The 25208-nt window shown below is 36.9% G+C and carries 24 protein-coding genes; 8 read left to right on the top strand and 16 right to left on the bottom strand.

What is annotated here, in order from left to right; all coding sequences use genetic code 11:
- Positions 1 to 398: 398 nt before the first annotated feature.
- The 6 genes from MKY44_RS31160 to MKY44_RS31185 all read right to left on the bottom strand — a co-directional run bounded on the left by MKY44_RS31160 (position 399) and on the right by MKY44_RS31185 (position 8151).
- Positions 399 to 1553, bottom strand: a complete 1155-nt coding sequence (locus MKY44_RS31160; protein WP_341010445.1) for a hypothetical protein — start codon at positions 1551 to 1553, stop codon at positions 399 to 401.
- Positions 1554 to 3919: 2366 nt separating this feature from the next.
- Entirely contained in the window at positions 3920 to 4285 is a 366-nt protein-coding gene (locus MKY44_RS31165; protein WP_341010446.1) for a hypothetical protein, read from the bottom strand.
- 460 nt (positions 4286 to 4745) lie between these two features.
- Entirely contained in the window at positions 4746 to 5984 is a 1239-nt protein-coding gene (locus MKY44_RS31170) for a hypothetical protein (protein ID WP_341010448.1), read from the bottom strand.
- A gap of 375 nt (positions 5985 to 6359) precedes the next feature.
- The gene (locus tag MKY44_RS31175; RefSeq protein WP_341010449.1) at positions 6360 to 6503 is read right to left on the bottom strand and encodes a hypothetical protein; all 144 of its coding nucleotides are present in this window, start codon (positions 6501 to 6503) and stop codon (positions 6360 to 6362) included.
- Positions 6504 to 6802: 299 nt separating this feature from the next.
- Complete coding sequence (locus MKY44_RS31180) at positions 6803 to 7486, bottom strand: hypothetical protein (RefSeq protein ID WP_341010451.1); 684 nt, start codon at positions 7484 to 7486, stop codon at positions 6803 to 6805.
- A 467-nt stretch (positions 7487 to 7953) separates the two neighbouring features.
- Positions 7954 to 8151, bottom strand: coding sequence for a hypothetical protein (locus MKY44_RS31185; RefSeq protein ID WP_341010452.1), 198 nt, complete (start codon positions 8149 to 8151; stop codon positions 7954 to 7956).
- 370 nt (positions 8152 to 8521) lie between these two features.
- Between MKY44_RS31185 and MKY44_RS31190 the strand changes: the two genes are divergently transcribed.
- Positions 8522 to 8767 carry a hypothetical protein gene (locus MKY44_RS31190; protein ID WP_341010454.1) on the top strand — a complete coding sequence of 82 codons (246 nt, stop codon included), beginning with the start codon at positions 8522 to 8524 and terminating at the stop codon, positions 8765 to 8767.
- Positions 8768 to 9218: 451 nt separating this feature from the next.
- Here the strand turns inward: MKY44_RS31190 and MKY44_RS31195 are convergent, their stop codons facing one another.
- The 6 genes from MKY44_RS31195 to MKY44_RS31220 form a co-directional block, all read right to left on the bottom strand.
- Positions 9219 to 9881: a hypothetical protein gene (locus MKY44_RS31195; RefSeq protein WP_341010455.1), complete on the bottom strand. Its 663-nt coding sequence runs from the start codon at positions 9879 to 9881 to the stop codon at positions 9219 to 9221.
- A 147-nt stretch (positions 9882 to 10028) separates the two neighbouring features.
- Positions 10029 to 11012 carry a hypothetical protein gene (locus tag MKY44_RS31200; RefSeq protein WP_341010456.1) on the bottom strand — a complete coding sequence of 328 codons (984 nt, stop codon included), beginning with the start codon at positions 11010 to 11012 and terminating at the stop codon, positions 10029 to 10031.
- An 894-nt stretch (positions 11013 to 11906) separates the two neighbouring features.
- Complete coding sequence (locus MKY44_RS31205) at positions 11907 to 12551, bottom strand: hypothetical protein (RefSeq protein ID WP_341010457.1); 645 nt, start codon at positions 12549 to 12551, stop codon at positions 11907 to 11909.
- Between the two features lie 22 nt (positions 12552 to 12573).
- The gene (locus MKY44_RS31210) at positions 12574 to 13389 is read right to left on the bottom strand and encodes an ImmA/IrrE family metallo-endopeptidase (RefSeq protein ID WP_341010458.1); all 816 of its coding nucleotides are present in this window, start codon (positions 13387 to 13389) and stop codon (positions 12574 to 12576) included.
- 25 nt (positions 13390 to 13414) lie between these two features.
- Entirely contained in the window at positions 13415 to 13756 is a 342-nt protein-coding gene (locus MKY44_RS31215; RefSeq protein ID WP_341010459.1) for a helix-turn-helix domain-containing protein, read from the bottom strand.
- A gap of 308 nt (positions 13757 to 14064) precedes the next feature.
- Entirely contained in the window at positions 14065 to 14424 is a 360-nt protein-coding gene (locus MKY44_RS31220; protein ID WP_341010461.1) for a helix-turn-helix transcriptional regulator, read from the bottom strand.
- 329 nt (positions 14425 to 14753) lie between these two features.
- Here MKY44_RS31220 and MKY44_RS31225 point away from each other — a divergent pair, with 329 nt between their 5' ends.
- The 3 genes from MKY44_RS31225 to MKY44_RS31235 all read left to right on the top strand — a co-directional run bounded on the left by MKY44_RS31225 (position 14754) and on the right by MKY44_RS31235 (position 17744).
- Entirely contained in the window at positions 14754 to 15047 is a 294-nt protein-coding gene (locus tag MKY44_RS31225) for a hypothetical protein (RefSeq protein WP_249913295.1), read from the top strand.
- 816 nt (positions 15048 to 15863) lie between these two features.
- Positions 15864 to 16400 carry an excalibur calcium-binding domain-containing protein gene (locus tag MKY44_RS31230; protein WP_341010463.1) on the top strand — a complete coding sequence of 179 codons (537 nt, stop codon included), beginning with the start codon at positions 15864 to 15866 and terminating at the stop codon, positions 16398 to 16400.
- Positions 16401 to 17261: 861 nt separating this feature from the next.
- Positions 17262 to 17744 carry a cell wall hydrolase gene (locus MKY44_RS31235; RefSeq protein WP_341010464.1) on the top strand — a complete coding sequence of 161 codons (483 nt, stop codon included), beginning with the start codon at positions 17262 to 17264 and terminating at the stop codon, positions 17742 to 17744.
- A 25-nt stretch (positions 17745 to 17769) separates the two neighbouring features.
- Here MKY44_RS31235 and MKY44_RS31240 read toward each other — a convergent pair whose 3' ends face one another.
- Positions 17770 to 18513, bottom strand: coding sequence for a hypothetical protein (locus MKY44_RS31240; protein ID WP_341010465.1), 744 nt, complete (start codon positions 18511 to 18513; stop codon positions 17770 to 17772).
- Between the two features lie 432 nt (positions 18514 to 18945).
- Here MKY44_RS31240 and MKY44_RS31245 point away from each other — a divergent pair, with 432 nt between their 5' ends.
- Positions 18946 to 19242 (top strand): hypothetical protein, encoded by a 297-nt coding sequence (locus MKY44_RS31245; RefSeq protein WP_341010466.1) that lies wholly within the window; start codon positions 18946 to 18948, stop codon positions 19240 to 19242.
- Here the strand turns inward: MKY44_RS31245 and MKY44_RS31250 are convergent.
- Positions 19235 to 19399 (bottom strand): hypothetical protein, encoded by a 165-nt coding sequence (locus MKY44_RS31250; RefSeq protein WP_249913302.1) that lies wholly within the window; start codon positions 19397 to 19399, stop codon positions 19235 to 19237. The two genes, MKY44_RS31245 and MKY44_RS31250, sit on opposite strands and share 8 nt — an antisense overlap.
- A gap of 3 nt (positions 19400 to 19402) precedes the next feature.
- On the bottom strand, positions 19403 to 19777 hold the full coding sequence (locus MKY44_RS31255; RefSeq protein WP_341010468.1) for a hypothetical protein: 375 nt from the start codon (positions 19775 to 19777) through the stop codon (positions 19403 to 19405).
- Between the two features lie 417 nt (positions 19778 to 20194).
- On the opposite strand from MKY44_RS31255, the gene MKY44_RS31260 reads away from it, so the two are divergent.
- Complete coding sequence (locus MKY44_RS31260; RefSeq protein ID WP_341010470.1) at positions 20195 to 20416, top strand: hypothetical protein; 222 nt, start codon at positions 20195 to 20197, stop codon at positions 20414 to 20416.
- Positions 20417 to 21206: 790 nt separating this feature from the next.
- Here the strand turns inward: MKY44_RS31260 and MKY44_RS31265 are convergent.
- Positions 21207 to 21815: a hypothetical protein gene (locus MKY44_RS31265; RefSeq protein WP_249913305.1), complete on the bottom strand. Its 609-nt coding sequence runs from the start codon at positions 21813 to 21815 to the stop codon at positions 21207 to 21209.
- Between the two features lie 214 nt (positions 21816 to 22029).
- On the opposite strand from MKY44_RS31265, the gene MKY44_RS31270 reads away from it, so the two are divergent.
- Together MKY44_RS31270 and MKY44_RS31275 are read left to right on the top strand one after the other, a co-directional pair.
- Positions 22030 to 22953, top strand: a complete 924-nt coding sequence (locus MKY44_RS31270; RefSeq protein ID WP_341010472.1) for a copper amine oxidase N-terminal domain-containing protein — start codon at positions 22030 to 22032, stop codon at positions 22951 to 22953.
- 1322 nt (positions 22954 to 24275) lie between these two features.
- On the top strand, positions 24276 to 24728 hold the full coding sequence (locus MKY44_RS31275; RefSeq protein WP_341010474.1) for a copper amine oxidase N-terminal domain-containing protein: 453 nt from the start codon (positions 24276 to 24278) through the stop codon (positions 24726 to 24728).
- Positions 24729 to 25208: the final 480 nt, after the last annotated feature.

Below are 25208 nucleotides of genomic sequence, written 5' to 3' on the forward strand. Positions count from 1 at the left end.
CAAAAAACACTATACACACAATATTTTAGTTTTTGTTTTTTGATTAAATTTCAACAAAATGAATAGGGTTTTCTGTGAAAACAAGTGTTATATTTTAGGTATTGGCTTAGATTGGGAGTCATTTTTTCTCATCATTGTCATCAAGCATTTTCAAAGTACACCTTTATATCAGGACCTAAACGAAATGATGTGTCCCGGGCATTTTCTAGCAAGTCTATTGCCCACCCTGCAACAAAAGAAAAAGCAGCTAACCTCTCCTGTTTATACTAGAGGGTAGCTGCTGAGTGTTTTTCATGGTGTCTTATATATTGGTTAACTTCTATAGCTAAACTTGATTTCCCTTATAAACTGTGGCTGAATAGCTTTATCTCACTCTATCCGTTTGAGCTGTGTTTGATTTAATATTGAAGTTTATACTTACTTACACTACTTGCTTCCCAATTCAAAACGTATACTACTCCGTTTCCTCCATAGTATATTAGTCCGTCTTGTACATCCATTTTGAAATTGTATGAAGCTTTGGTCTTCAACGTTTTTCGATCCACAATCAAAAGTTTATCTTTTTCCTTGATGAGAAGTGACGTACCTTCATCCGATTCATAAAATTCAAATGGATCCGAAGAGATTTTGGCTTTATTCACAAATCCCTTTGAGTCAAAAGCATAAAGAGATGTTTCACCTATCATTAAAAATGAGTTGGATACGGCTTTAGTTTCTCCAATAGAAGGCCCAGCTAACTCCGGCAGTTGCTTCGTCCATAACGTTTTCCCCTGAGGATTCTTAGCAATGATTGTTGTTGAATTTCCCTGGTCAGGTGTTCTGAATAGCATTGTTTTGTCCTTTAAGATCCCCATAAAGCTTAAACCGGTATTCCGATAACTAAATACTTTCTTCAATTGATCGTCGTAAAAGGACAGCGTAGATTTGTAGCCTCCCGCAAAAGACCAGTTAGCAAGCGTAGTAATATATCCATTTTGTCTATTGTACATAAATTCTTTAATTGCTTTTTTGCTGAGTAGCTTTCCATCGCCACTAAAACGATATGTCATATAATTTGAAGTGTTAAGTTTTAAATAAACAAGGAGTGTACCATCATTCATGATGTAGGATCCCACTTCATCCGTGGATTTTTCTGTAAATGTATAGCCCCACAGCTTTTTACCACTTGGCGAATACACACGGAGCTGGAAAAATTCGCGGTTTTTTTTTTCATCCATGTATGCCGTGATAAAAGACATATTCCCATTGGAGAAAATTTCATTTTTATATCCAAAGCTAGCGAAAATTACACGAGATGATGAAATGACGTCGACAGTTCCTACCCTAGCTTTATACTTTTCATTATATATCGTTACCTTTCCGTACCCATCCATAAAGTACAGATAATCCTTTGTTCTTGCGAATTTTTTTACTTTTTCAGAGTTCTCTTCTTGTGAAATACTCCAGTCTGGGGTAGGTAGTGAGTCATGTGATGTTGATGCTGCAGACATTGGAGCAGCTCTCATCGTGAACAACATAACAAAAACGGCCAGTATAATTAGTGATTTTTTCATATGTAACTCCTTAAATGGGTATTATCGATTTGAAAAATGATTTCTATTGGGCGTTTATAATCTGCAATTCTTTCCATTCATCCGACGTTATGTAGTTACTGTCTACCAGGAGCCTCAGAGAAGTGCGGTAACTATCTCTCTCAGAAGAAAGTAGATTTGATTCTTCCGTCTGTACACTCCGATAAAACATAGAATCTCTAATTACGTAAAAAATAAGATAGAACCACTGTACAAACAACGTCTTTTGTTGATTTTATTTCAAAATCAATCGTTACAGAGATCTATTCTAATCTATCGCTTTAACTGTATATTTGTTCTCGATATCCTTCACTTCACACCCAAATTCTTCAAGTTTTTTTGGAATAGAATCAGCATATCTACCAGAGAATACAATCAACCATTATCATCTTTTGTAGATAAAACTTTGAAAATGTATTTGAGTTATATGTTTGATTCATCTCATTCTAATGGACAGTTATTCGTACCGATCATCTGCTGTTATCCTTTTCATAGAACATCCCCCTCTACTATCTCAACGTCTAATAATGTATGTAACATCTAAAATAATTATATTTCAAAAACGCTGTATAAACAATAATTTACGAATTTTTTCCGAAGTGAGAACGACCTATATGGGCATACAAAAAAGAACATTTATTACTCTAAATATGACAACACCATCGCGAAAAAATTGCGTGAAAGATTAACGCACTCTATACAGAGTACGACTCAGTATCCTGGCCCTGATTGTACTTGTACATCATATTTCAATCCACGCACTCATACAGAGTGCGACAGCGAAAAAAGACGTATCATCCCTGTCAAACAAATGATACTAACGTCTTTTGGGTATTTTCACTTCTTTGATTCCTTTGCTCAATCAACTTTGATAATATTTCATTGCCAAAAGGTCACAAAATGGGCCAGTTTGACAACTTGTGAGGTGCGAATCCCCCAGGGAAATCATGTGAGCTCGGGGTTCGCACCTGCTTCTCACAGACTCATAACATTCTACAATATGAACCGCAGTTCTGATGCCCGATCTACATACACTCTGTTATCAAATTTACCAAACCCCATATTTTTAAACAATCCGGATGACGCAAGTATGCACCGAGCACCAAGAGGCATATTTTTGCAGGGCATGGGCAGACATGTTTTCTGGTGCGGCTGCGTTCATAGTGAATTGCCCCTGTTTCCAGATCTGCCCATACTGATCGGCACGAAGAATGTCTGTCAGTTCGAACGCCTTTCGCTCCCATTCCAAAGGTCTGTGCTTGAGCCAACGATGTCAAGATATCCTTGGCGTAACGAACGGCATCTCCGATCAAGATGAGCTTAAAGCATAATGGATCACCTTTAAAATAAACTGGCTTTGGCCGTGGTGGCTCAATGATATAAGGGTTGACGATATCCTGAGTAGCTCCACCCCCAATCGGCGATTCTCGAATACATACGTATAGGATTCCGAATGCCGAGTTAGCGCCCATCCTGTCACACCATGAAGCGTTGAGCCGAGAAATGCGGGTAAACGTGTTGTTTCCTTACATTCGAGTCGAATAAGTAACGGCAGGTATTCCAGCAAAAAAATAGGCACTTGTCTATTCATGTAATGCTCCAATTCTGATTGAAACCTATGCTTAGAAAGCTTGCTTTAAAACTAACAGCAAGCTTTTTGTCGTTAACTCAATGCACCCCATACGAAGTGCGACGATGCGATATATTCTGCTGCAAATTATCTATCAAAATTTCAATCCACACACTCCATACGGAGTGCGACGCAGAACGCGTTTGGTTATTGGAAGCTTGCTAAACAATTTCAATCCACACATTCCATACGGAGTGCGACAGCGAAAACAACGTAATAAAGTCATAAAACTCAAAATTTATCACGTATCATCAATAATTATAACACTTCATATCTACATTTGTATTAAAAATACATCATCCACTCGCAGCGTTTTTTTCACACGCTTCTTTTATTTCGACAACAAATGATTCAGATTTATTAAATTGAAGTGGAGTGAACAACTCTCTATAAATTTTTCCGTCTCTTCTAGATAAGCCTTTATTGCCTCAGAAAGAGGATATGCTTAAACAGATAATTCTTCAGACATTTCTCGAAGTCTTTTAATTTTCAGTTTAATATTTTCATCGATATTCCCATTTTCCTCATATAATTTTTCCAAGTCTCTTCCGAATCCACGTTTGGTTGACCAACATATGATGCGTAGGATCACTGAGTTGCTGTTATCCGCTCTCCTATGCTCTCGTTCCTGTGGTTCAAAACAAACAGGCTCAGAACAGTTCACATTCTATCACATGAGGGCAAAAGAAAAAGCACCCACGATGGGTGCCGTATGTCTCTATTGCAAAAGTGATTTCAATTCCAACTTGAATGCTTCTAATAGAATATTGATGTTCTTTATTTCAGCAGAATTTTCTTGCTCTATCTGTTTGATGGCTTCATCTGCTCGATCAACGCCATATCTGGCATTCGTCAAATAGGTACTGTATTTTTCAAAGGTTTCTCCTTGTTTGATGCCTTCACGTTCCAACTTAGAGTATATGTTGATTAAAAATTTGGTTAATCTCAATCGTTCACGTACATCTACATTCTTAACACTATCTGTTGGAGTGTAATGAAACAGTTCAACAGTATAAATCTTGGTCAGCTTTTCCTCCAACATATTAATGTGATCTTTGCATGCCTTAATCGCTTGTTCTTTCATAATCACCCCTCCATTTTCCCCAATTTTACCTCTTCTGGGCAATCCGGTCTACTACAGAACTGTTTGCCCCCATCTCATCTGCCATAGACACAATCTTTGCACTTCTCTGGCTGCTTTCTGGGACGGATGCGTTTCTTCTTCCGTCTTCTACTGCTAATCATTACAATTCCTCCAACAAAAAAGCCATCCATGAAGGAACGACTTTAATGTGATATGTATGATGTTGATGTTACGTACAAAAATATAGACAATCAATAGGCAGCTGCAAAAAAACATTGTGCTCTTTGCTTTAACAATTTAACAAAAGAACACTAGATTTTTCTATTAATGTGTCAAAATTAAATCCATTATCATTTTCAGTGAACTACTTTTATAATTACTATGTGGTATTCTTTCTCTTTTATTGAATAAAATCAAAAAGCATGTGGCAAGTTTATTTATATAATAAAAAAAGCCCAAATCATTTGGGCTTTACTCTGTTTTTTATATCTTCTATTTTATCTATTTTTTCAAAGAGTGGGGCAGTATAGCGTTCAGCCATATTAAAAGCTGCACCGAAAATCACATCGGCGTTAGCCCTCATATTATCAATAACAAGATCTTCAAACATTTGATTAACATCAGATTCAGTAAAAGTTACTTTTCCCGGTTCCCAATCTGAATCAAATGCTGCTTCAAAAAAGACAGAAGAAATAGTGATTCGGTCGTGTTCCATATCCTGCGTAAATGAATCTACCCCAGTTATATTGTTATTCACTGTGCGGTTATTGATGTCATTTAACATATTTCTCACAATCCTCACTCCTTCCACACCTAATTCTGGAGTCATTAAATCTCCAACAACACATACAGCATTAGGTAATATAAACTTACCATTTAAACTCTGCATATTCAAGCTTATCCTGTAATCTTCTACAAACGATTCTTTTAACAGATGAATTCTAGTTTGCGTATTGTACGTTAAGAAGTTCGGAACTCTATTCGCTACATTATAAATGTAATTTTGTTCCTGAAACCAAAAAAGCATCGCAACATTCATTGCATATGAAGAAGATATTTGCTCTGGATATACATTTGGCATATCAAGATCTGAGAATAATCCATCAAAAGCTCTCCAATGTAGAATATGCCCGTATTCATGCATTAGTGTTTGAGCACACCGTTCATTAATATTCAGTCCACTTAAATTAGAAACCATCACTTGCATAGCATCATCGGATACTTTACCCTGATTCACTAGTTTTAATGTACTATTTAGATAAAATGTTTTCTCATAATCAATACGCGCAATAGTATCAACAGGATGGAGCAATATTAATCTTTCTCCATTTCTTGCTGTGTACATTTGAGCAACAGGCGTACTATCAATGGAATTTATACGATTACTTTTAATTCGAAAAAAAAGGTTAAATACTTTAACTTCATTTAGTCGAGCTCCACGTTGGACGGCGATCTTATATCCGCCTTTGAATTCTGTAACACTTCGACGGTGTTCAGAAAAATGTAAGGTAGTAGTACCTGGAGTGTATAACTCCGTCATAAGTTCTGCTCCACTTAGCAAGCGTTTCATCAAACCTTCATTAATTTCTGCATCCCCAAGATGAGTTAGAACATCTTCTTCCTGATCTAAGAATTCTAAAGATGCATCATCTCCTTCTACATAAGGAGATATTAAATGACAAGATAGAGCCTCCCCCACACCACAAACCTCTTTCATATTCAGGTTACTTTTTCCAGATAAAAACTAGCTTATCATAGAAAAGATAGGCTGTGAAGAGTTTAATTAGATCAAAGAACTTATAAATAGATAAACATAAACTCATAAAATTAAACAAAATAAGTTCAATCCGCTGCTAATCTCTCACTCAGTGAATTATTTGCCTTGCACTATTTCGAATTGGTTGAATTGCTACTGTTATAAATTTTTCTGGTTTAAACATAATATCTTCATATTTAGAGAGTAACGGCAAACTGAATATGGAATCTACAGCTAATTTCATTAAATTAAGTTTCGATGGTCTTAACATCCATAATACTGGAGTTATAGGATTTATAGTCGCAAAATTTAATGCCGTCATAAGTGATGGGAAGATGTATAAATCTTACTCCATTCGAGCATGCCATCTTGATCTGAAAGGATAACTCCGCCACATACATCACACACCCATTGTTGTTTAATTACTAATCGATTGTTTAAAGGGATTTCTTTTGAACTCATTCAAATAACCTCCTTTGATAGAGGTTATTATTCGACTGTAACTATCTAGTTCCTCTATGTTTTTCGGATTCTGACATTTTAGGACTAGAATAAAGGATATTGAATCTTCAGTTTATCTTTTTATAGATACGTCGCTTATTGACGGAATCATTACAGACTGAGGTGCTCCCAGCAAATATTCACCAAAGTGAGAACATATGCGTCAGCTCTATCCGGTGACTTGAGCCCTCGTTTTTTCATGTCCTTCTTAATTTCAAGAAGTGTGTTCCCCTTACTGGTCATTGACCATTTTCTTGCAGTCAATTGGGACTAAGTACATCGTCATCGGGTAATTGTAAGACCGCAGGGTCATTGTTCATATCATTGCTCATATTTTGTTCAAGAAGCCCCTTAATAAAAGCCCACATCTCAGCGCCCAAAATTCCATAATGTTCATCCAAGGACGATGATCCATTGTTGATAGGAATAACTTCATACGGAAGACCTTCTTCTGCTATTATTTCATTCAACCGATCCGTTACACCACCACCTACACGAGTATCATCTATCCTGATTCTCGTATGAACGACTTCCGGGTACTGTGGCAGCAATTCTCTTATCAAGTTCAACACCCAACCAGCAGTAACCATTGTATCTTTTTTGAAATGATGATACTCCCCTACTGTTACAGGACCAATACCAGCGTACATAGATGTCTCATCATCGCCAAAACGGGCAACGTCACAGCCGATGATCAAGGTATCACCGACAGGTTCTAAGGTCACATCTTTGGCAACAAACTCAGCCACTTCCAGAGCGATAAAGGTCTCTGACTCACCCCGCGGAAACTCCACTTCAACCCTTACACGCCGCACGTCAGATCCCTTGCCGTATTTACGCTCAAGCATGGCTATATTTTCTTTGCTTGTCCGAGTGCTGTTTAAGCAGGACACTTTATGTGTGTTATAATCTGCACGGTCTCGATTGTGAGAATCAGCCTCCATGATACGATCCTCAACCCCTGAAGCTTTGTCCACAATGAAAAGCATGCAGTCTTCATGGAAACCCTGCATGTTCTCGGGCTTGGTAGCTGTCCGGCTGTAGCAAACCAACGTTCCTTGTAGTTGCGCATGTAAATCTTCGTTTTGGTCCGCTTAAGTATTCGCTTGAGCAGAGGACTCTTCTCTTGCCACTCTGCCCAAAGTACATCATGTAGCTGCTGACGGGTAGGAGCTGTACAGACAACCTTCGGAAACGGGAAACATGATAGGAACCATAATGCCACCGCAGCCTCAAGACCAGTCTTCCCCACACCCTGCCCAGATCAGACTGACACACGCGGACCTCCAGCTATGTCCATCATTACTTCTGCTTGCCAATCATCAGGAGTGAATTTCAGCAGCTCCACGCAAAAAAAGAACAGGCACTCTCTTTGAATGCAGCAAAGCGGCGTTTTGTTTGCGGAGACTCTTTACTCACCTGACTCCACCGCCTTTACCCAAGCTTCGATTAGATCATCTTCGGTATCTCCATCACTGTTCTTCAGTTTTTCAATCTCAAGGCGGGTTTTCTCGACTGTGGCCTGCATCTGATCCAGTTTTAATCGGCGTTCATCTTCCTGCGGTGCACTATCAAGGAATTGTTTAATGGCTCCTCTGATCTCACGCATGACCGTAGCTTCTGCTTTGATGAAACTAGCATACTTATCCCAAGCAAACTGTATCTCCCATTCGTATTCATCTCCATAATCACCTGGTTTCCCCCTTTCAACTCTTGGCTACGACCACCCGCGGCTGAAGCTTCTGCGCCTTTCAAAAAACAGGTCATCCAGTTGTTGGATAGCCTGCCCTTCTCGGAATTTCCCTTCCCATTTATCTTCCTGATCCCTAGCGCTGAAAATATACTGCAGGGCAGTGAACTATCCAAGATGTTCAGTCCAAACCTCCGCTTCGTCTACTGGAACCACGCCTTAAGCATTAGATTCGAAGGTGTTATTAGCAACATGATTCAATTATACTATTACTAAGGAGCTGATGTTTATGCCTAGACACAGAAGAGCTTTTAAAAACCGTCACGGTGTTGTCGTTATTGTCGGGACAAAAAAATCTGTTGCTGATGGCTTGCTCACCGCCCCTCGCCCTGCCGAATATACGGATGAAATGTTATCCAAAGATTTGCGAGCTGCCAAACAAGCCATGATGGCTGCGAATTGTCCAGCTATTATTCAAGCGAGAAAAGATATTAAAGCGCATATTGAATATGTTGAAAATACGCGCAAACAGTGAGCTCGTGCATAGCGGGCTCTATTTTATACCTAAATAAGCTAAACTATATTAAACAGGATTACTTATATCTCATCTAAGAGATAAGCCTGCCTTAAAAATTACCCGACTCGGCTTTAGTACTGCTTCCTTCGCAACTTCAAAAATTCATCATGCTATACATTATCCAGCCATGATCGGCAAAAAAATATTAGTCCTGTCGGGTATACTTATAAACTTACTTGTTTGTCTAGCCATTCCCTCTACGCTTTGTAAGGCGCCTTCCATCTTATCAAATTCAGCCCCCCATATAAGAGTTTTAAGTTCCTGTACTTCATTTTTAGATATGCATCTAATCGGTACAAATTCTTACCCTTGGCTTGGGACAAAAACCTGTACCGATAAAATAAAAAGCCGCTATACTAGCGACTTTGCTTGATGAGTATATATCGTATTTTTGGAAATGAGAACTAATTTACGGACGGCCGTGTTTTTTCTTGTTACGTCTATTATCTGCACGGTTTGCCTTTTCTTTTTTTCTGAAGGTACGTTTTACTTTTTTCATGAAGCTTTCAACGTCCAATGAACCATTATCCTGCTGAAAGCGTCGAAGAATCGGGATTCGGAAAAGGTCACCGATTACCAGTAGAGTGAGAGAGAAGTAAAATATTGCATGCATGCTGGGTAAAAGGTATTTTACCCCCATAAACAAAAATGCGTAATTAAATGCGGTACCTGCAATATTCCGTTTAGAAGTAGTCATTCGCAAATTTCTTTCAGACTTATTCAATTTTGAAAGTGTGACGAGAAAACTCCAAGTAAACAAAATAACCAGGACTCCCAAAATACCATTCTGGTAAAGCCAAACGAAAATGCTCACTAACCATGGAACTATTATACGTCCTTCTGTCAACTGTTCATAAGTGGTGTTTCTAATTTGGGCGTACCAGTCAATCAACTTTACGATTGTTGGTACGGCCATGAACGGTAAAGCAGCATAGCGAATCCAATGAAGCTTCAACTTACTGTCCCATGCAGTTAATTTAGAAAACTTGTTTTGCATTCTTGAGATGCCACCATCAAAATTTGCGTAAAGTAACTCACCAGATGTTGGATTTTTCGGATCAAACCTTTTCATAACATTCCCCCGTTGTTATATGTATCTTTCTTTACTATTTACGGTAGAAGAATGTCATTAGTTTCATATTTTCTCTGGCATCTCTAACGCTATGTTTTCCTATTTAAAATAGGTAGAGAATGTACAAAATTGCACATTCTCTACCTACTAGCCATTAGATAAATTCAATCCACGAATCTCAAGAACATTTGACCAAAAATCGGAGTTGGAAAGATCCGGCTCTATATTGTTCTCTTCTACAAACCGTTCATAAACTTCTACTGACATACCCTGAATTGCATCATCCAATAAGTCCAATAAACGTATTGCTTTTTTTAGTTCGGGATGATCTTCATTAATGTAAATCTCACCTTCATCATGAGTAATAAATTTTCTTGCATGTAGGTTAGTTATATCACCCCATTCATAAGTTCCTGGTCTATAGTGATGACCGAAAGTCCTATAGTGATATAACAGACTCACTATCAAATTGCTTAATGAGCTAAGAGTGCTTTTAGTATCTTCGAGAATTTCCATAAATTGATCCCATTCGTTTGAGTCATTCGCCTGATGTGCCTGGATGACCTTTTTTACAGCAGTCTGATCTTTCAGATTCTTTAACTGTTCGATTAAGGCGTCTTTAGCATCGCCATCTTCAATCTTCGCTCTCAATTCTTCTTTGAATCCGTCCAACTCTTTCTTAAGCTGCATATACTCCGTGACTGGTACTGTAAGAGGCCCCTCATCTTTACGTTGTTGTATGTAAGCGTTGACTACATTAATGAAAGTCTCACTTCTCAGATTATACTCAGCCGAACGAATATCACTACTTGGTAAATTTTTGGATACCATTTCATCTCTTAGTTTGGCGAGATCATTTACGTCAATTATCGTAAGAACGTTTGTTACACCACGTAGGGCAGATCGTTCTAATATATTATATGATGCTGGTGGAATAACAATCGGATAAATACTCTGGTTATTCGCCCATACTGCACCCATTTCATTCAGACAGAAATGACTGTTCATGTAATTATCGGTTAAGAACAATGACGAGTTCTGCTGTGGTAATGTGATCCCTAATGTGATTCGGAAAATTACTTCCGGTCGGAATATCTCCACCCGAGGTATAATAAATCTCGTTTCGATCAATATTCAACCCCATAATTAGTAAATCGATGAAAGGTTGAACAAGTAGTTTAGCATCCTTCTCAGCGTGGCTTATAAAAATCTTCGGCATACTTCTAGATCGCTCTCCTATCCTGTTACATAATGTAAGATCCATCCCTGAAGTTTATTATAACTGATTACATAATCTTCATAAAGCAAGCTCTAAAGAACCTCATTAACAGATACGTATATTAGTTCTGCCCAATCAGAAGGGTACTCTAAAAATTTCCGATTGTTTTTGAGCGATTTTTATTTGATATTAACTATTTTAGAGGTTGTATATTCCTATTCCATAGATTTTTATGTAATGAGAGTTAGACAAAATAACAGCAGCCCACCATTATATATTTCTCACAAGTGCGTCTCTTAACAGTAATAGGTATTTTAAAGCGCACAATATATTTGCAAATAAATCGTCTGAGTATACAACAGTTACTCAGACGGGTGATGAAAGTAATCGTTCAATCGCCACTCACGCCACCCTACACAAAAAAGCCTCAGAGAATTGTCCCTGAGGAATTTTTTTTCGTTTGCTATATAATCTCGCCTAACCAACATCTCCGGCTCTAACATTTTATACAGTATCTACACCGATACTTAATTTTACATTCTCACACTTGTATGTTTTGTTTTTTTATTGCGTCAATATCCTTATCGGTCCTAAAATCGAAACCAATATCCTCATGTAGGTCGGAAAGTCAATAGCCATCTGAATCCATGGCAAGTTTCCATTTAAATTCTTGAAGACCAAGTAACCTCCATACAGATATGAGGGAAAGGCTTAAGATTAGTTATAAAATTAACACCCTTTGGTGCTTCTTTGGTGTAGATTAACGAACACCTAACTGTATAAATCCGTATAATTATACCTTTTTTTTATCTTAATGTTGGAATAGGTATCGTATCATGGAATTGTTTTATTAGTTCATTATAATGATCCAGCTCATCCAACTTCACTAATCTAAGTGCGGTTTTATAGCATTTAAATACTTGGTTACGCTCCAATAAATTACCCTCGCAAATAATTCGACATAAATCTAAAAAACGATGTTGCTTAATAAAATCTGGCTCTTGTTCATCATCACCATTCGGATATACAATTAATGGTAGTTCTTGAATGACATCCTTTATAGAATAGTCGTTACTACATATGTATTCTGCATTAATAACACTAGCTGCAGCTAGCGAGTAAATTTCTCCTGTTCCAGCGCTTTCTTCTTTACCTCTTCTATTATCAATTTCATCTAACTTTTCATCGATATCTGTTATGTTATTTAAATACATTCGTTGTTCTGTGGTTGTTAGTTTCGAATCATCAAACAAAATCCATTTGCCATAACGGATTTTATCATTTGCGAAAGCCTTTCCAGATAAACTTAATTCTTTCAATACTTCCGGATGAATCATAACTTTCTTATATACTCTTTCAATAACATCAGGAAAATTATGTTGTTTAATGTCATGAATATAAAAAATGATATTCGCGTCTATAAAACATGCTTCAGCTATTGGTAATTTCATAGATTACTCCTCTCTAATAAAGTTAATCCTCTTCATCATTTAGTCCATTTAACAGTTCCATATATTCACTATATAGCTCTTCTGAACGCCCGGGGTTAACTTTATTTAATCTCTTAACTGATTCAAGCAATTTTAATTGTTTGTTAGCCAGTCCATATTCAATCAATCTTACATATGGTTGAAAAATAGGTTTATGTGTTGGTTGGTCGTATAAGGAATACCCCATCACTTTAATACGTCGTTCTAATAATTCCGACTCCTTAAAATTCAAGTAATCTCTATATTCATCATCCAACAAATGTAATTCATTTAATCTACGTACAACACTAACATATGGAACTCTAAAAATATCACTCAACTTAAAAATTAAATCTTCGAAAATATTTATCTCACACAAAAAATTAAAATGCTCTGTAAACTTCCTTTCATTCATAAGTAAGGAAGCAGCAAAAAAATCTCCACCTCTTTCTAAAATTTCTTCGTTGCTAAGTACGAATCTTAGTTTTACTGGATTCTCTTCCATCATTAAATGATGGAATAATTCATGTGCTAATGTAAAAATCTGTGTTTTAGTATCATCTAGTGCATTGATAATTATTTTATGCGATTTGGTCACATCATTACTTCTCATATATATTCCATTAATAGGTCTACTCTGATCGTTAGTGTTGTCAAAATTATAGTACATAACATCAATACCTAAATTTGAAACAATATCTTCTAACAAATCAGTTATTACTAATGAATTAGATTTAACATTTTGTTTAAAGAAATTTTCAGCATAGTTCTGTACTGATTTTTGAAAATCAGATTCATGTACAGTTGTTTCAGCTTCCATTCTCTCTCCTCCCTTCGCTTTATGATTATGACTTAACAATCTTCTTCAAATGCTCATAGTCGTTTGCTAATAATGCAACTTCCATAATTATTTTTTCTTGTTCAAAGCTTAATTGTTTACTTCCACCACGTAGCATCACAGAATAACCAGCGAAATTATTAGTCGATGTGCCCATTAGCTCACAAGCTGGAATGTTTGTAATTTCAGCAAGAGTATCAATACGTTTAGCTGTTAATTGTCGTTCTCCACTCAATAACGCACGTACTAAAGATTCACTAACTCCCATTCTTCCAGCTAATTCGACTTTAGATACGTTATTTGTTTCCATCCAGCCTTTTAATAAACTCACTAATTTTTCATTCATCATTATTCCACCTCTTTTATTATAGAATATCATAAAACCGCACAAATTATTCGTATTTATTTATAAAATGTGCGATTTTTTTCGAAAATCCTTAACATTCATATATCAACAAGCTTTTCAACTTTATTATCAGGATAAAAATGTAGAGATAACATCCAGAATAAAAAGCATTTTTAAACTTTGAAACTTAAGCAAGTACCAAGAAATAAAAGTGAAAATAATTGATATAACTTTAGTAACTTAAATCAGAAAAGCATACGTTAATGTTATCCAAAGGACAGAAATAGGAATGCACCTAGCTATATGTGTTACTAATAATTATCACTAACTGCCTTATGTAACATACCTAAGCAACGGTCTAGATCAGTTCTAACCTGTTTTTTATATAGCTCGGCCTTCTCTGTCCCATCAGACGTAAAATGATACAAAACGATTTCTTGGAAATCAACCTTTGGATCACCGCCTTTCAACTTTTTGGTCCGATATAAGATTCCTTGTTGCACAAGTTCATGCAAGGCTCGGTATACCTCGCTTTGGGGTGGAACATAACCGTAGGCTTTGAATTCCTGCTTCATCTCCTCAAGCATCTCGTAACCATATCCTCTGTGCTTTTCAACCATTGTAATCAGATAAAGCTTGATGTATGCACGTTGAGCAATCATAAATCCCACTGTTGGTTCGCCTCCATTTAATGATTTATTTTTGAAACCTTCCTTCACAAGATTACATCATAAGATATTTTATATCCCGTATTATACTTGCATACTTGCAAAGAAATCTTTTAGAGGTATCTTTCTTCAAACAACAATTGATTCCTCTTCTTTTTTCTTAGATTTTCTCTTCTTACGTGAATAGTAGAATAAACTGAAGTTACCTCTTCGTAATCCCCAGTGTTGTACACCTTAAATCATGGGCATTATTTCCATAATAATGCAGAATTAATTGGATGCTCATGTTATTATTTATGTATTCCAACATACAGAAGGAGTCGATCTTTAAAATGAAGAAACTTTTCAAAGCCACTCTTATCTGTACTTTATTATTTAATGTAAGCATGGCTGTTCCAGAAACAACAGATCAGTTCACCACTGAAAAGTTCATTGAAGTCCAAACTTCAGGGACAGCCAAAGCAAAAGTAAGCAAATTTCGAGGTGATAATACGATTGTTATGGACGAAGAAGGGAACCAATTTACGGTAGGGGAGCTCAAGGCACAAACTAGTCTCGTTCTACCTGATAGTCCCAAATTCCAATATCGTTCCGAAATTAACGATACAATTGGCACCCCACAATGATATTGTAAAGCCTTTTGCATTAGCATGGGCCCTATGGTAACGCATAGCCTTATTCCACAGTCACTACAACCGCTATTAATTGTTACGGTTACTCAGTAAAAACACCCTTCCAAAATATGAAGTGCACCTCTTGCAATAGACATTGGAATGGTGAACCCATTAAAAGTACTCGATATTGCAATTTGATCGCCGAAGGTCAAAATACTATGGATCTCGAAGACAGAGCTGCTATCCAAAAAAATATTCGTCAAAGGTAAATCTCGTCACGATTTGCCTGGTATAAGAAAAAGAATGGAAATTATCATTTTCAACCAAGACCTCTCGATCTCACTGAGTCTGATCTTCTGTCTGTTTTTGCATCTGCCCTAAAAAATGATGTGTTCAGTTCGGAGTTCATCCGCGATCTTAAAAATATGCTTTAAGTATAATTTATATGGTTGTATTTACATCTTTTTTTGATGTTGATCAACGCGAAGCTCCACTTCGCATTCATTTACTTTGAGCCACCTGTATTATTGTTAGGAACAAAGCCCCCCTTAAGGTACGACCAGCCAGTTCATGTAATACACTCCTCTTATTTAAATTAGTATATATTCTCTTCTAGTTGAATGACTAATTTATAATTGAGTACTGAGAGTACTTAATTCCTATGATGTCTGGATTATAATATTTGAGTGAGATCGGTACCATAAGTCTGGCCTTATCCGGATCAATGTGGAACCGCGTCGGTGTTGCTTGTATAATTCACTGCATAACAGGACGCAATCACTACCGCAACCTACAATGAAATTGATGCTTTAAAAAGGGGGGAATATTTTGTTTATACTCTTTGTTCTTTCTGCTGTATCTTTCTTGATGTTTTTAGCAGGAATTATTTCAACATTCTTCTTTAAAAGTCTCGTTGGAAAAATGAGATTCTTCGCCACAGGATTTCTGGTTTCATTTATAGTTCTTGTCTTCTCTCTTCTAATGATTCCGGGATCTGACAATTCAGTCTCGAAATCTATAGACGTGACCACTCCAGAACAGCAGTCAGTGAATACAATTGCTCCAGTGAAGAAAGAACTATCTAAATGGGATTCTCCACAGTGTGCAGAAGCGAAAGAACAGATACAAGAGATCCGAGACAGCAACACATCAAGCTACTCATTTAAGGCAATTCCGAATGTAGGAAGCATTATAGAGCCCTGTGTTGATTTTTCAGATACCTCCTCCCCACCTGTTTCTGGAAACTGGTTTTATGAAAATTGTTCAGAAGCTTTTGAATATGGGGTATCAAATATTCGTACTGGAGAAGAAGGTTACGCGGATCATTTAGATCGAGATAATGACGGAATTGCTTGTGAGCGATAAAAGCACTAACCGTAGAAAGGATCCACCGATATGTTCAAACATGGAGTTAACGGTTAAAAAACTTTTTAAAAGACCAAGCCCGTCTACAAGTAGATGGGCTTTATTGTCCTGATATTGCTTATGCTGAGCAGTGCTATGAAGTTGTGCGGATCTCGTCCAGACGGAGAGAGCAGCACTATGCCGCTCTCTTGGGCTTAAGCCTGTGGGCTCTTGGTGTGCCTGGATGCTCACTCACTTGCACATTGTAGATGATCTTTTAAATATAAATACGTATACGTGTACGTAAATGTACACGTATACGTATTTATAAAGCATCTGCAATTGGCCTTTTGCTTACGATTTTAAGAAGGTGTTTTATAATCTGGATATTGTCTGTAGGGTCTAACAAAAAGCGAAAATTGAAGTCGATACATAAGAATCTTAAGAAGAAACAGTAAACTTGCATATTAGGACTATATAGTATCGACACTCCTCCTCTAAAGGGTAAGGTCACAACAACTTCGAGCTTCTTCTCTATAAGAGAAAAGAAGCGAACAAGCTGTGTTTAATATAACAACTAATTTTCACTTGCTCGTTCTCTTTTACCGCAGCCGCAAGAAGCTCCTTGCGGCTCAGCAGGTCAGTCTCAACACATCCTGGCCAATAATCAAAGGCAACTTAGATTAATCCTGGAGTGCTCAGTTTCGGCAGTTATAAAAGGAATAATGAACAAACGGATAATATTTCATTAAATATATTGCGTAACGTAACGCTATATGATATTATATGTTTACAAGATCTTCTCTTCTCTGATTGCAGGGGGCATTCAGGAGAAGAGACCCCCTATCTTGATAAATCATATCAATGAAGGAGCGATTTATTATGGCAATGGGAGATCCACTTCCGAATTTACCTGGTCTTACTGAATTTGATAATATTGATACAACAGACTTATTGGCACGACTAATCTATGCTGAATCATCTACACAATCCAAAACAGGTAAAGCTGGTGTGGCTTGGGTAGTAAGTAACCGAGTTGACAAAAACTTGAGCGAATTTGGTGGAAACACATATAAAGGTGTTATTCTCAAAACAAATGCTTTTGAAGGTATGACAAGTATTAATGCCCGTCAGCCAAACACTTCAAGCACCGCTTGGACTGATTCAGTTGAACAAGCACTTGCCTCTTCACGTCTCTCTAACCCTATCGGAAAATGCTTGTGGTTTGTCACCAATACTTACTTCGCTTCTAAAGTAATCAAATCTGGTGCAACAGAATATTGGAACTTTGGAGCCGGTAACAAAAAAATTATTGAAAAGAAAGTATTGGGTGACCATACGTTCTACCGAGTAGAAGGATATTAATGATCCAATACAAAAAGAAGGAAGCTCATAATGAGCTTCCTTCTTTTGAAATCTCTATTTTGGATGGTTCTAATTTTCCATCAACCAATGCATATCTAACGATCGCATCTCCTAAATAATTTCCTGCAGAAATCTGAATAGGTAGCTCTGCAATAAGGTCATTATCCTTAATTCCGTATCGTATTATATTTTGAACCGTTGGTTGTTCAAACCATTCGCTTGAGTCACTTTCACTAAATTCAAATGAATACTTCTGTCCATCAACCGAAACAGTGTATTGCCGTATATCTTTATCAGTCTTTAGATCAACTTTAATATTGTTTTGAACGAATTCTTTCGCATCCATAACAGGGATTTCTGTGAAGTCTTTTTTAAGGACATGTGCTTCTGAATCATGTATTCCAGTCCCTGTACCTTTGGTCAAAACAATAACAATCTCATCTTCTCCATCTCCATTTAAATCAGTGACAGAAATTTGAGGATAGAAAGAGGGATTTGTTACATTACTCCAATCAAATGTTTTCGTTTCTCCATTTATGACTACATCAAGTAACGAGAACAAGTCCCCTTTCTTCTGAGTACCATAAACAGCGATTTTTTTATCTGAAGTCTCGAATAATAGTGTATTGGGAGTAGATGCAGCTGATGTTGATACACTCTCTTTGGACGTGTTCTCCTCAATCTTGGCTGGACTAGAAGACTGATTATTAACTCCACATCCAGTCAACAACAAAGTTCCTACCATTGTAACAATGATAATTTTTTTCAAAACGATATCCTCCATATACTATTTTTTTATAGTATAAACGCTTTCTTCATCCAATAAGTTTAATTAATGTATTTTATTATTTAAAAAAAGGTAACCAATTCATACCAGAATATATCAATATCGCACTCAATAAAACGTAGCGTTATGTTACGCAATATGATATGATATAAAAAATCACTTCTTCAAAAAAAAGGAATTATCGGATAATTGAATTGTATTTTTGATCTTTAATTCTTTAAACTACAATATTTGATAAAAATAACAATAATACGTCAATATTGTAACCTGAAAAGTCGAAACATATACCTTCATTTGTACGTAAAAAATATACTCCTATGGAAAATACACCCTTAGAATAAGAACACACGTTTGGTATAATAAAAAAAACTAATACAGAAACGGTTACTCAATTAAAAAGGGGGTTCTCATCTTATGTTAGTCTTTGAAAACCAAGTAAACGAAAAAGCTCTAATGGGTTTAAATCGCAACTGTAAACAACATATTATAGAGATTGTGGATGCAAGCCCTACATCTCAGTTTTATTGTCATATTACAACTGAAATGCCTAATGTCCATGTTTATTTGATCGAACACAACTTGTTGGAAACGTATACGATTTGTCACTGTTTTTCATATGATCAATTTGATGAAGACTATTCCTACCAAAACCTATCTTCTATCCAAGTTAAAATGATGAATCAATTTCTTCAAAAGGCTAATATTATTTAGCCTTTTTTTCCCTTATAATACGTTCATATTCTTCCTCAATTGTTTTAGATAATAATTCTGTTGCCGTCATATTTAGCTTCTTTGCAGTTGTAGCTAATTGTTTTTTAATGTACACAGGTACGTCATAGTGGAATTTAACTTTATTTCCGTATGCCATTATCTATTCCTCCTCTCCCATAATTTCTTGGTATTTATTTTCGATAATGCGAATCAATAATTGAGTAGCTGATATGTCTTGCAATGCAGCTGCTTCAATTAACTTCTCCTTAATTTCAGGCTGGAACTCATAAGGTAATTTTAACTTTGGTTCAACCATACGACCATCTAATGCTTTTTCTGCTTCTAGGGAGAATTTCAATAAAGTTTCCAAAGAAGAGTCCTTAGTGACTTCTCTTCCGTACTTGGGCAATACACGTACCAAATACTGCTTCAATGCCTTCTGATTTTCTTCTGGTATTTCTATTCCTAACTTCTCACCATTAATTATAATGTCACAGTCCACCATTAACCCAAATAGATTGATGTTGTATTTCATATTTACCCTCCTCTTCAGCTACGGTTAATTATATAGCGATTCGTCACGCAACACAATATTTAACCCTTGTTTTTGTAACTTATTTCCAGTAAATTTCGAATTAATTTCTAACAATTCTGAAAAGATCGTATTTCCCTTAGTCTTATAATTAGCTATTAAACTATGTTTAGCTAATACAACCAGATGTGATTGTGACAATCCAGTATTGTTGGCGATATTCATTAACTCCGTTCTGGCCTTCTCAGGAAGATAAACTGTGAGACTAGATGGATTTTCTTTCGATTCCATACATATTACCTAATTTATATTTTTTTGAATTATAACATATACGATGTGTCAAAATAACATTTATCGATCGTTATATAGCGTAACGTAACGTTATACTGTATAATAAAGTATAGAAAGGAGGTTTTATTTATGGATCTGCAAGCTGTTATTCAGCTAATTGGAAATGTTGGATTCCCCATTACCCTTTGTCTAATTCTCCTTCAAACCATTCTGGTCAAATTTAACAAACAAATGGATGGATTAGAGAAGCGTTTGGCTCAGTTGGATAAGACTATGAACTTGTTAGTTAAGTCTTTTCATCAAAACACTTCACAGCCAACCACTCGCCAGAGCAAAAAGGAAGATGTTTAGCATGGATTGTCCATTTTAAATTACACGAATAACCCCCGTGCATTGTGAACGGGGCTATTCGTACTACCTTGCGCTATGCACTTTCTAATATACTTTATAAAATTTAAGCCTCAATATACTTCTCTATATACCCTCGTAGCTTATACTGTAAATAGATTAAATTTACAATCTATTGTTATTAAAGCATTATTTAAAAAAGGCGATGAGGTTTTATGGACAGAACTTCCATAAACAAAAGTGGCTTATGTTTCTTGGGACTATAATATTTGCTATAGGTTTAACATTCATTATTATTGAGGAATTTACAAACAGAACTGTAAGCATTACTCCTTCCTTGCTTCAGCTCACAGATCTCTTGTACGATGATGCAGCGCAGCGGAATCACCGTACTTGCCCTTCAGCGTGGCCAGTTGATGATAAGCGTAGCAGCACGGAGAGTTCATGATGCTGCCCTACCTGCCCCAACAGGCCCTTGACCTTCGCTCCGTGCGGGGCGTTAAGCGCGGCATAGGAGCCTTAGAGCGACTAAACCGGGGCGCTCTGGTTTATCGGGCCAATGACCCCGCAGTGGGCGTACCGGCTCTTTAGGTGGCCGCCCTTGCCGCCTTAGAGTCGGTAGCATCAGCCCGAATTCGCTCTTCAGACTTTCCATTCCAATAGCACTGCTGATCAATAAACTTGAATAGACAAAAAACGCCCAGGTGGAATATCATCACCTGAACGCTTTTGATATAGCAGTTAGTCAATTAAGAGATTTTCATAACCGCTCTTTATAGAGTTTACATAGCACTTAACGTGCAGCTTTTAAGGAAGTACTTAATGGCAATACTGAGTGTACCGTCATTGTATCAAGCATGCCCGGATCGCTGCCGTTTAGTTCTTTCTTTGCATAATTGTACGGAACACTTGAGTTCCAGGTTGTATAAGTCGAACCATCCCCTGTTCGTAATTGCACATTAGAGAAACTTGCTTGAGTATAGTTACAATGACCTTGGTCCTCTACACCATGTACCATCTTCACCGCATCATTGGGGGCAAGCGCATTATTTGTAGCAGTTGTAAACTCACTCACATGCTGCTCAACATCATTTACTAGCACTTTGGCATAACGCTTACCATTTTGAGAATATTGATAAACTTTTAGGCGAACACGCTGTCCATCAAAAAGCGCGATAGGCTTGGATTTATAGGTAAGTCCAACACCACCCAGAAAAACATTATACCCTTCACCAGCTTTTTTGGAGATACCAGATTCAATTACAGCTTCACCCAATCCGAAATACCAATCAATGTATCCATATACCGCGGCCGTAGCTGTGCTCGGTAAGACAATTTCTCCTTGAATACCATTCCAACTTTTTGATTGCGTAGATACTACGATTCCTAAATGTCTATACATATTAATCACGCCTTATGATTTTTTTCCAAGGGACATTAGGAATCATAAGAGTGTATCCCTCACTGATATGATTTCTATTGGATGATTTTATTATATAATATTGCGTAACGTTACGCAATATAAAAAACATATTTTTTTTATTTATTTTCGTAACCTTATTTTTTTTTTCGCGTCTATTCATGTATAGATTGAAATTTTTAGGAGGTATTTCCAGATGAAAAAATCGATATTACTTGCTCTTACTGTTCTATGTTCTTCGCTTCTCGTTGTTCCACCAAGTGAAGCAGCAGCAGCACAAAGCCAGAAAGAAACCAAAGTCGTTGTAAATAACAGCCAGCTAGACACCTCTGATATCCTTAACAAGAACAATCAAGTGTTTTTTAGCCTAACTTCTCTGAAAAGTTTAGGTAACCTAACGTTTGCTTGGAATAATGCTACTAAGCAGGTTACTGTAAAAGGAAACGATACAAATTTGCAGCTCACCATGAGTAAGAAAGTAGCTAAAAAAAATGGAACTTTAGTTTCATTAAGTTCCGCTCCATTTATCCACAATGGTAAAACAATGATTCCATTACGTTTTGTGGCAGAAGCATTGGAAGGTTCGGTAACATGGAATCAAAAAACTCAGACAGCATTTGTATCAAAACCAAGTTCTAGATTACTGAATGATGTTAAGAGCGACTCATTAAGCACCGTTAGAAATGCTTTAATAAATCTTCCTAGAGTTTCGCAATTAACGGAAGACTTTAAACCATCTGTAGAGAGCGATAGTCTTCAATATTATTTCCCCGTGAATACCAACGATAAATTCATCGAAGTCAATAACAATGTCATACGCTATTATCAAATAACAAAGAACACATCTTATCTTAAATGGCAAGCTTATATTGGTGAAAAAGCTGCTGAACAAGACAATCTGTATTTCATAAATCGTACGTTTAGAAAGGAGAATGGCTCTTTACCCAACTTTAAAGATACGTCATTCGCTAGCTTCCGCTGGATGCCTCATATTACTTCTACTGGATATGGTTTAATTAATAATCAAAATTGGAATGATGTTGTTCTTAAAGAAACTGAAGTACCACAAAGTGCTTTGAAGAAAAATTATATTATTGTCAGTATCCCAGAAGAAAAATAACTCATTTTATATGAGATCTGTAAATTCTTTTGTCAAAGAATTTACAGATCTCTTTTTGCATGAACGACTCTCTTGTAGAACACCGTCTGGAGAATCTTGCTGTGCATATGCCCCTGATCAATATAATAATAAAATTCCCTTAGGACGAATAGATTGTGATGGTTCCTACAAAATTGGATTAGACTTTATAAATCCAAATACTCCAAGTGGATCTACTTTCTACGTCATTTTTCGATTATTCTTTGAATTTCGGTACGTTACCTAATTCCTGTTGTTCGAATTCTCTTATTATTTTGTAAAAAGTATTCTTCTTCAAACTACGCTTGTTCATAAAATCTACAGCTTAAAGCGTCTTGTTCATCCAGCTTTTATAGTTGGCATCCAAGATGCTTCTCTGCCCAAGTGTAAGAGTCGTCAAATTTATTCGTGGCCGCCCCAGATGCTTGCCTTTTTTCTTTGCTTCAGTGATCCTTTCAGCCAGTGCTTGTTTGATATCATTTCGCTCTTCTTCTGCAAGTCAGCTTAAAAGCTGAAGCACTAAATCCATAATGAGCTGATTGATACCATCCAACTCCTGGTACTTACGTATATGTGAGTATGGAGTATCTATAACGACAACATTAATGTTCGCATCCATCAGCCCCTGCCATTCTTTCAAATTCTCCGGTTTGTTTCTACCAACCTTCCCTGCTTCAGCGCACAGATCCCTGGCACGAGGATATAGCTCAGCGGAATCATGATGCCGCCATACCTTCCCCGATCTGCAGCAACCCCTTAACATCGGCTCCGCTTGGGGTGTTAGGCGCTCTAGTTATCGGGCCAAAACACCCCGCAGCGGGGCGTATCCGGTCTTAGATGGCCTCCCTTGCCGCCTTATAGCCGGTAGCATCAGCCCGTCGTTCTTTCAAAACTTCATCTCCTTTGCTGCTTCTGGATCAGCTGCACTTCGGATAGACAAAAAGCGCCCAAGTGGAAAAGTTCCATCTGAATGTTTTTGGATTAATAACTTAAGATGTGTTTGATAAGTTCCCCGGATCACGGTTTACCAGAACGATCACTGTTAACGTTCATTGGCTGATCAATTAGATGTAAACATAAGTTCATTGAAAATAGACGTTTCCTACTTAATATGGAAACATCACACTTTATCATCTGTTTGGCTTCATATTAATGATACCCGTTGATGGATTTTATCGATACCCTCTGCTTTGCTAAAGAAGTTTGTAATATTGATCTCTTTGTTATATCTTCTATATGCATGTAACTAAATCCATTTATTTACTTTATTTAATATGTATTCAATTTTGAGGAGGATGTTTTATATGAAAAAGAAAATTCTTATTTCCTTTTTTGCAGTCGTTATTTCGCTTAGTGCAATTGTGGGACTAACTTTTGCTAAAGGGAGTATTAAAATTGTAGTAAACAATCAGACCATTACACCTGATGTAGCACCACGAATGATTGATAACCGAGTTATGATACCTATCAGTTTTGTTTCAAAAGCATTAGGTGCGAAAGTAAGTTGGGATCAACAAAATCAGACCGTATCCATTAAAGATAACAATCAGCCTCAGCAAGAAAATATATGGAAAGAAGACCTTGATCTAAGTGGAAGTAGTTGGTCTGGCGTTAAAAATCTTATTGCAGTCTATATTGCTGGTTATGATAACCGGGATGATGAACTAATTAAATCGGTTACAGTGGATGGGTTTGATATGATACCGATCGGTGGGATCTATCCGGCAATTATAGATTATAATATCATTGATGCCTAAAGCACCAAAAGTGGTATCAAGGTACGTGTGAAGGTCATATCGAATGAAGAGAAGCTAAAAGAAGAGATTTGGGATTTTGATATTGCTAAAGGAAAAATAGAAAAATGGGGACGGCTAAGTACTGCAGATATTAATTCCTATACTGTCTTTCCAGGGCTTTCATTCAAAAATAATTAACTTGTTTTCAGAATAAACTCAAAGTATAAAGCCTTCGTCTATGGACGAAGGCTTTACTTGTTGCTGAGTAGCTTGTTATTCGTTTAAGGAGCCAAGGTTTGTATAGCAACTACACCGGGACCTGACAGCGATCCTGCGGTCGATGTGGTGAGCGGGTGTTGCTGTTGCTCCAGCTGCCAAAGTGAATGAAACCACCTGGACTGCCTCCTGATCAGATGATGTCAGATTCAATTTAGGAACACCAACCGTCGGATTATTGTTCCACTGACATGCCCCACCAAAGGCATTAACCCTAGATGTAAG

It is taken from the genome of Paenibacillus sp. FSL R7-0026 (assembly GCF_038004485.1).
GTDB classification, from domain to species: Bacteria; Bacillota; Bacilli; order Paenibacillales; family Paenibacillaceae; genus Paenibacillus; species Paenibacillus xylanexedens_A.

Coding starts and splice junctions, on each gene's coding strand:
- MKY44_RS31235 (WP_341010464.1), top strand. CDS start 17,262: ATGGCAATGGGAGATCCACTTCCGAATTTACCTGGTCTTACTGAATTT.
- MKY44_RS31255 (WP_341010468.1), bottom strand. CDS start 19,777: ATGAAATACAACATCAATCTATTTGGGTTAATGGTGGACTGTGACATT.
- MKY44_RS31165 (WP_341010446.1), bottom strand. CDS start 4,285: ATGAAAGAACAAGCGATTAAGGCATGCAAAGATCACATTAATATGTTG.
- MKY44_RS31190 (WP_341010454.1), top strand. CDS start 8,522: ATGCCTAGACACAGAAGAGCTTTTAAAAACCGTCACGGTGTTGTCGTT.
- MKY44_RS31210 (WP_341010458.1), bottom strand. CDS start 13,389: ATGGAAGCTGAAACAACTGTACATGAATCTGATTTTCAAAAATCAGTA.
- MKY44_RS31225 (WP_249913295.1), top strand. CDS start 14,754: ATGAAGAAACTTTTCAAAGCCACTCTTATCTGTACTTTATTATTTAAT.
- MKY44_RS31250 (WP_249913302.1), bottom strand. CDS start 19,399: ATGGCATACGGAAATAAAGTTAAATTCCACTATGACGTACCTGTGTAC.
- MKY44_RS31195 (WP_341010455.1), bottom strand. CDS start 9,881: ATGAAAAGGTTTGATCCGAAAAATCCAACATCTGGTGAGTTACTTTAC.
- MKY44_RS31275 (WP_341010474.1), top strand. CDS start 24,276: ATGAAAAAGAAAATTCTTATTTCCTTTTTTGCAGTCGTTATTTCGCTT.
- MKY44_RS31175 (WP_341010449.1), bottom strand. CDS start 6,503: ATGAGTTCAAAAGAAATCCCTTTAAACAATCGATTAGTAATTAAACAA.
- MKY44_RS31260 (WP_341010470.1), top strand. CDS start 20,195: ATGGATCTGCAAGCTGTTATTCAGCTAATTGGAAATGTTGGATTCCCC.
- MKY44_RS31185 (WP_341010452.1), bottom strand. CDS start 8,151: ATGCGTGAGATCAGAGGAGCCATTAAACAATTCCTTGATAGTGCACCG.
- MKY44_RS31245 (WP_341010466.1), top strand. CDS start 18,946: ATGTTAGTCTTTGAAAACCAAGTAAACGAAAAAGCTCTAATGGGTTTA.
- MKY44_RS31160 (WP_341010445.1), bottom strand. CDS start 1,553: ATGAAAAAATCACTAATTATACTGGCCGTTTTTGTTATGTTGTTCACG.
- MKY44_RS31215 (WP_341010459.1), bottom strand. CDS start 13,756: ATGATGAATGAAAAATTAGTGAGTTTATTAAAAGGCTGGATGGAAACA.
- MKY44_RS31265 (WP_249913305.1), bottom strand. CDS start 21,815: ATGTATAGACATTTAGGAATCGTAGTATCTACGCAATCAAAAAGTTGG.
- MKY44_RS31205 (WP_341010457.1), bottom strand. CDS start 12,551: ATGAAATTACCAATAGCTGAAGCATGTTTTATAGACGCGAATATCATT.
- MKY44_RS31270 (WP_341010472.1), top strand. CDS start 22,030: ATGAAAAAATCGATATTACTTGCTCTTACTGTTCTATGTTCTTCGCTT.
- MKY44_RS31180 (WP_341010451.1), bottom strand. CDS start 7,486: ATGGAGGCTGATTCTCACAATCGAGACCGTGCAGATTATAACACACAT.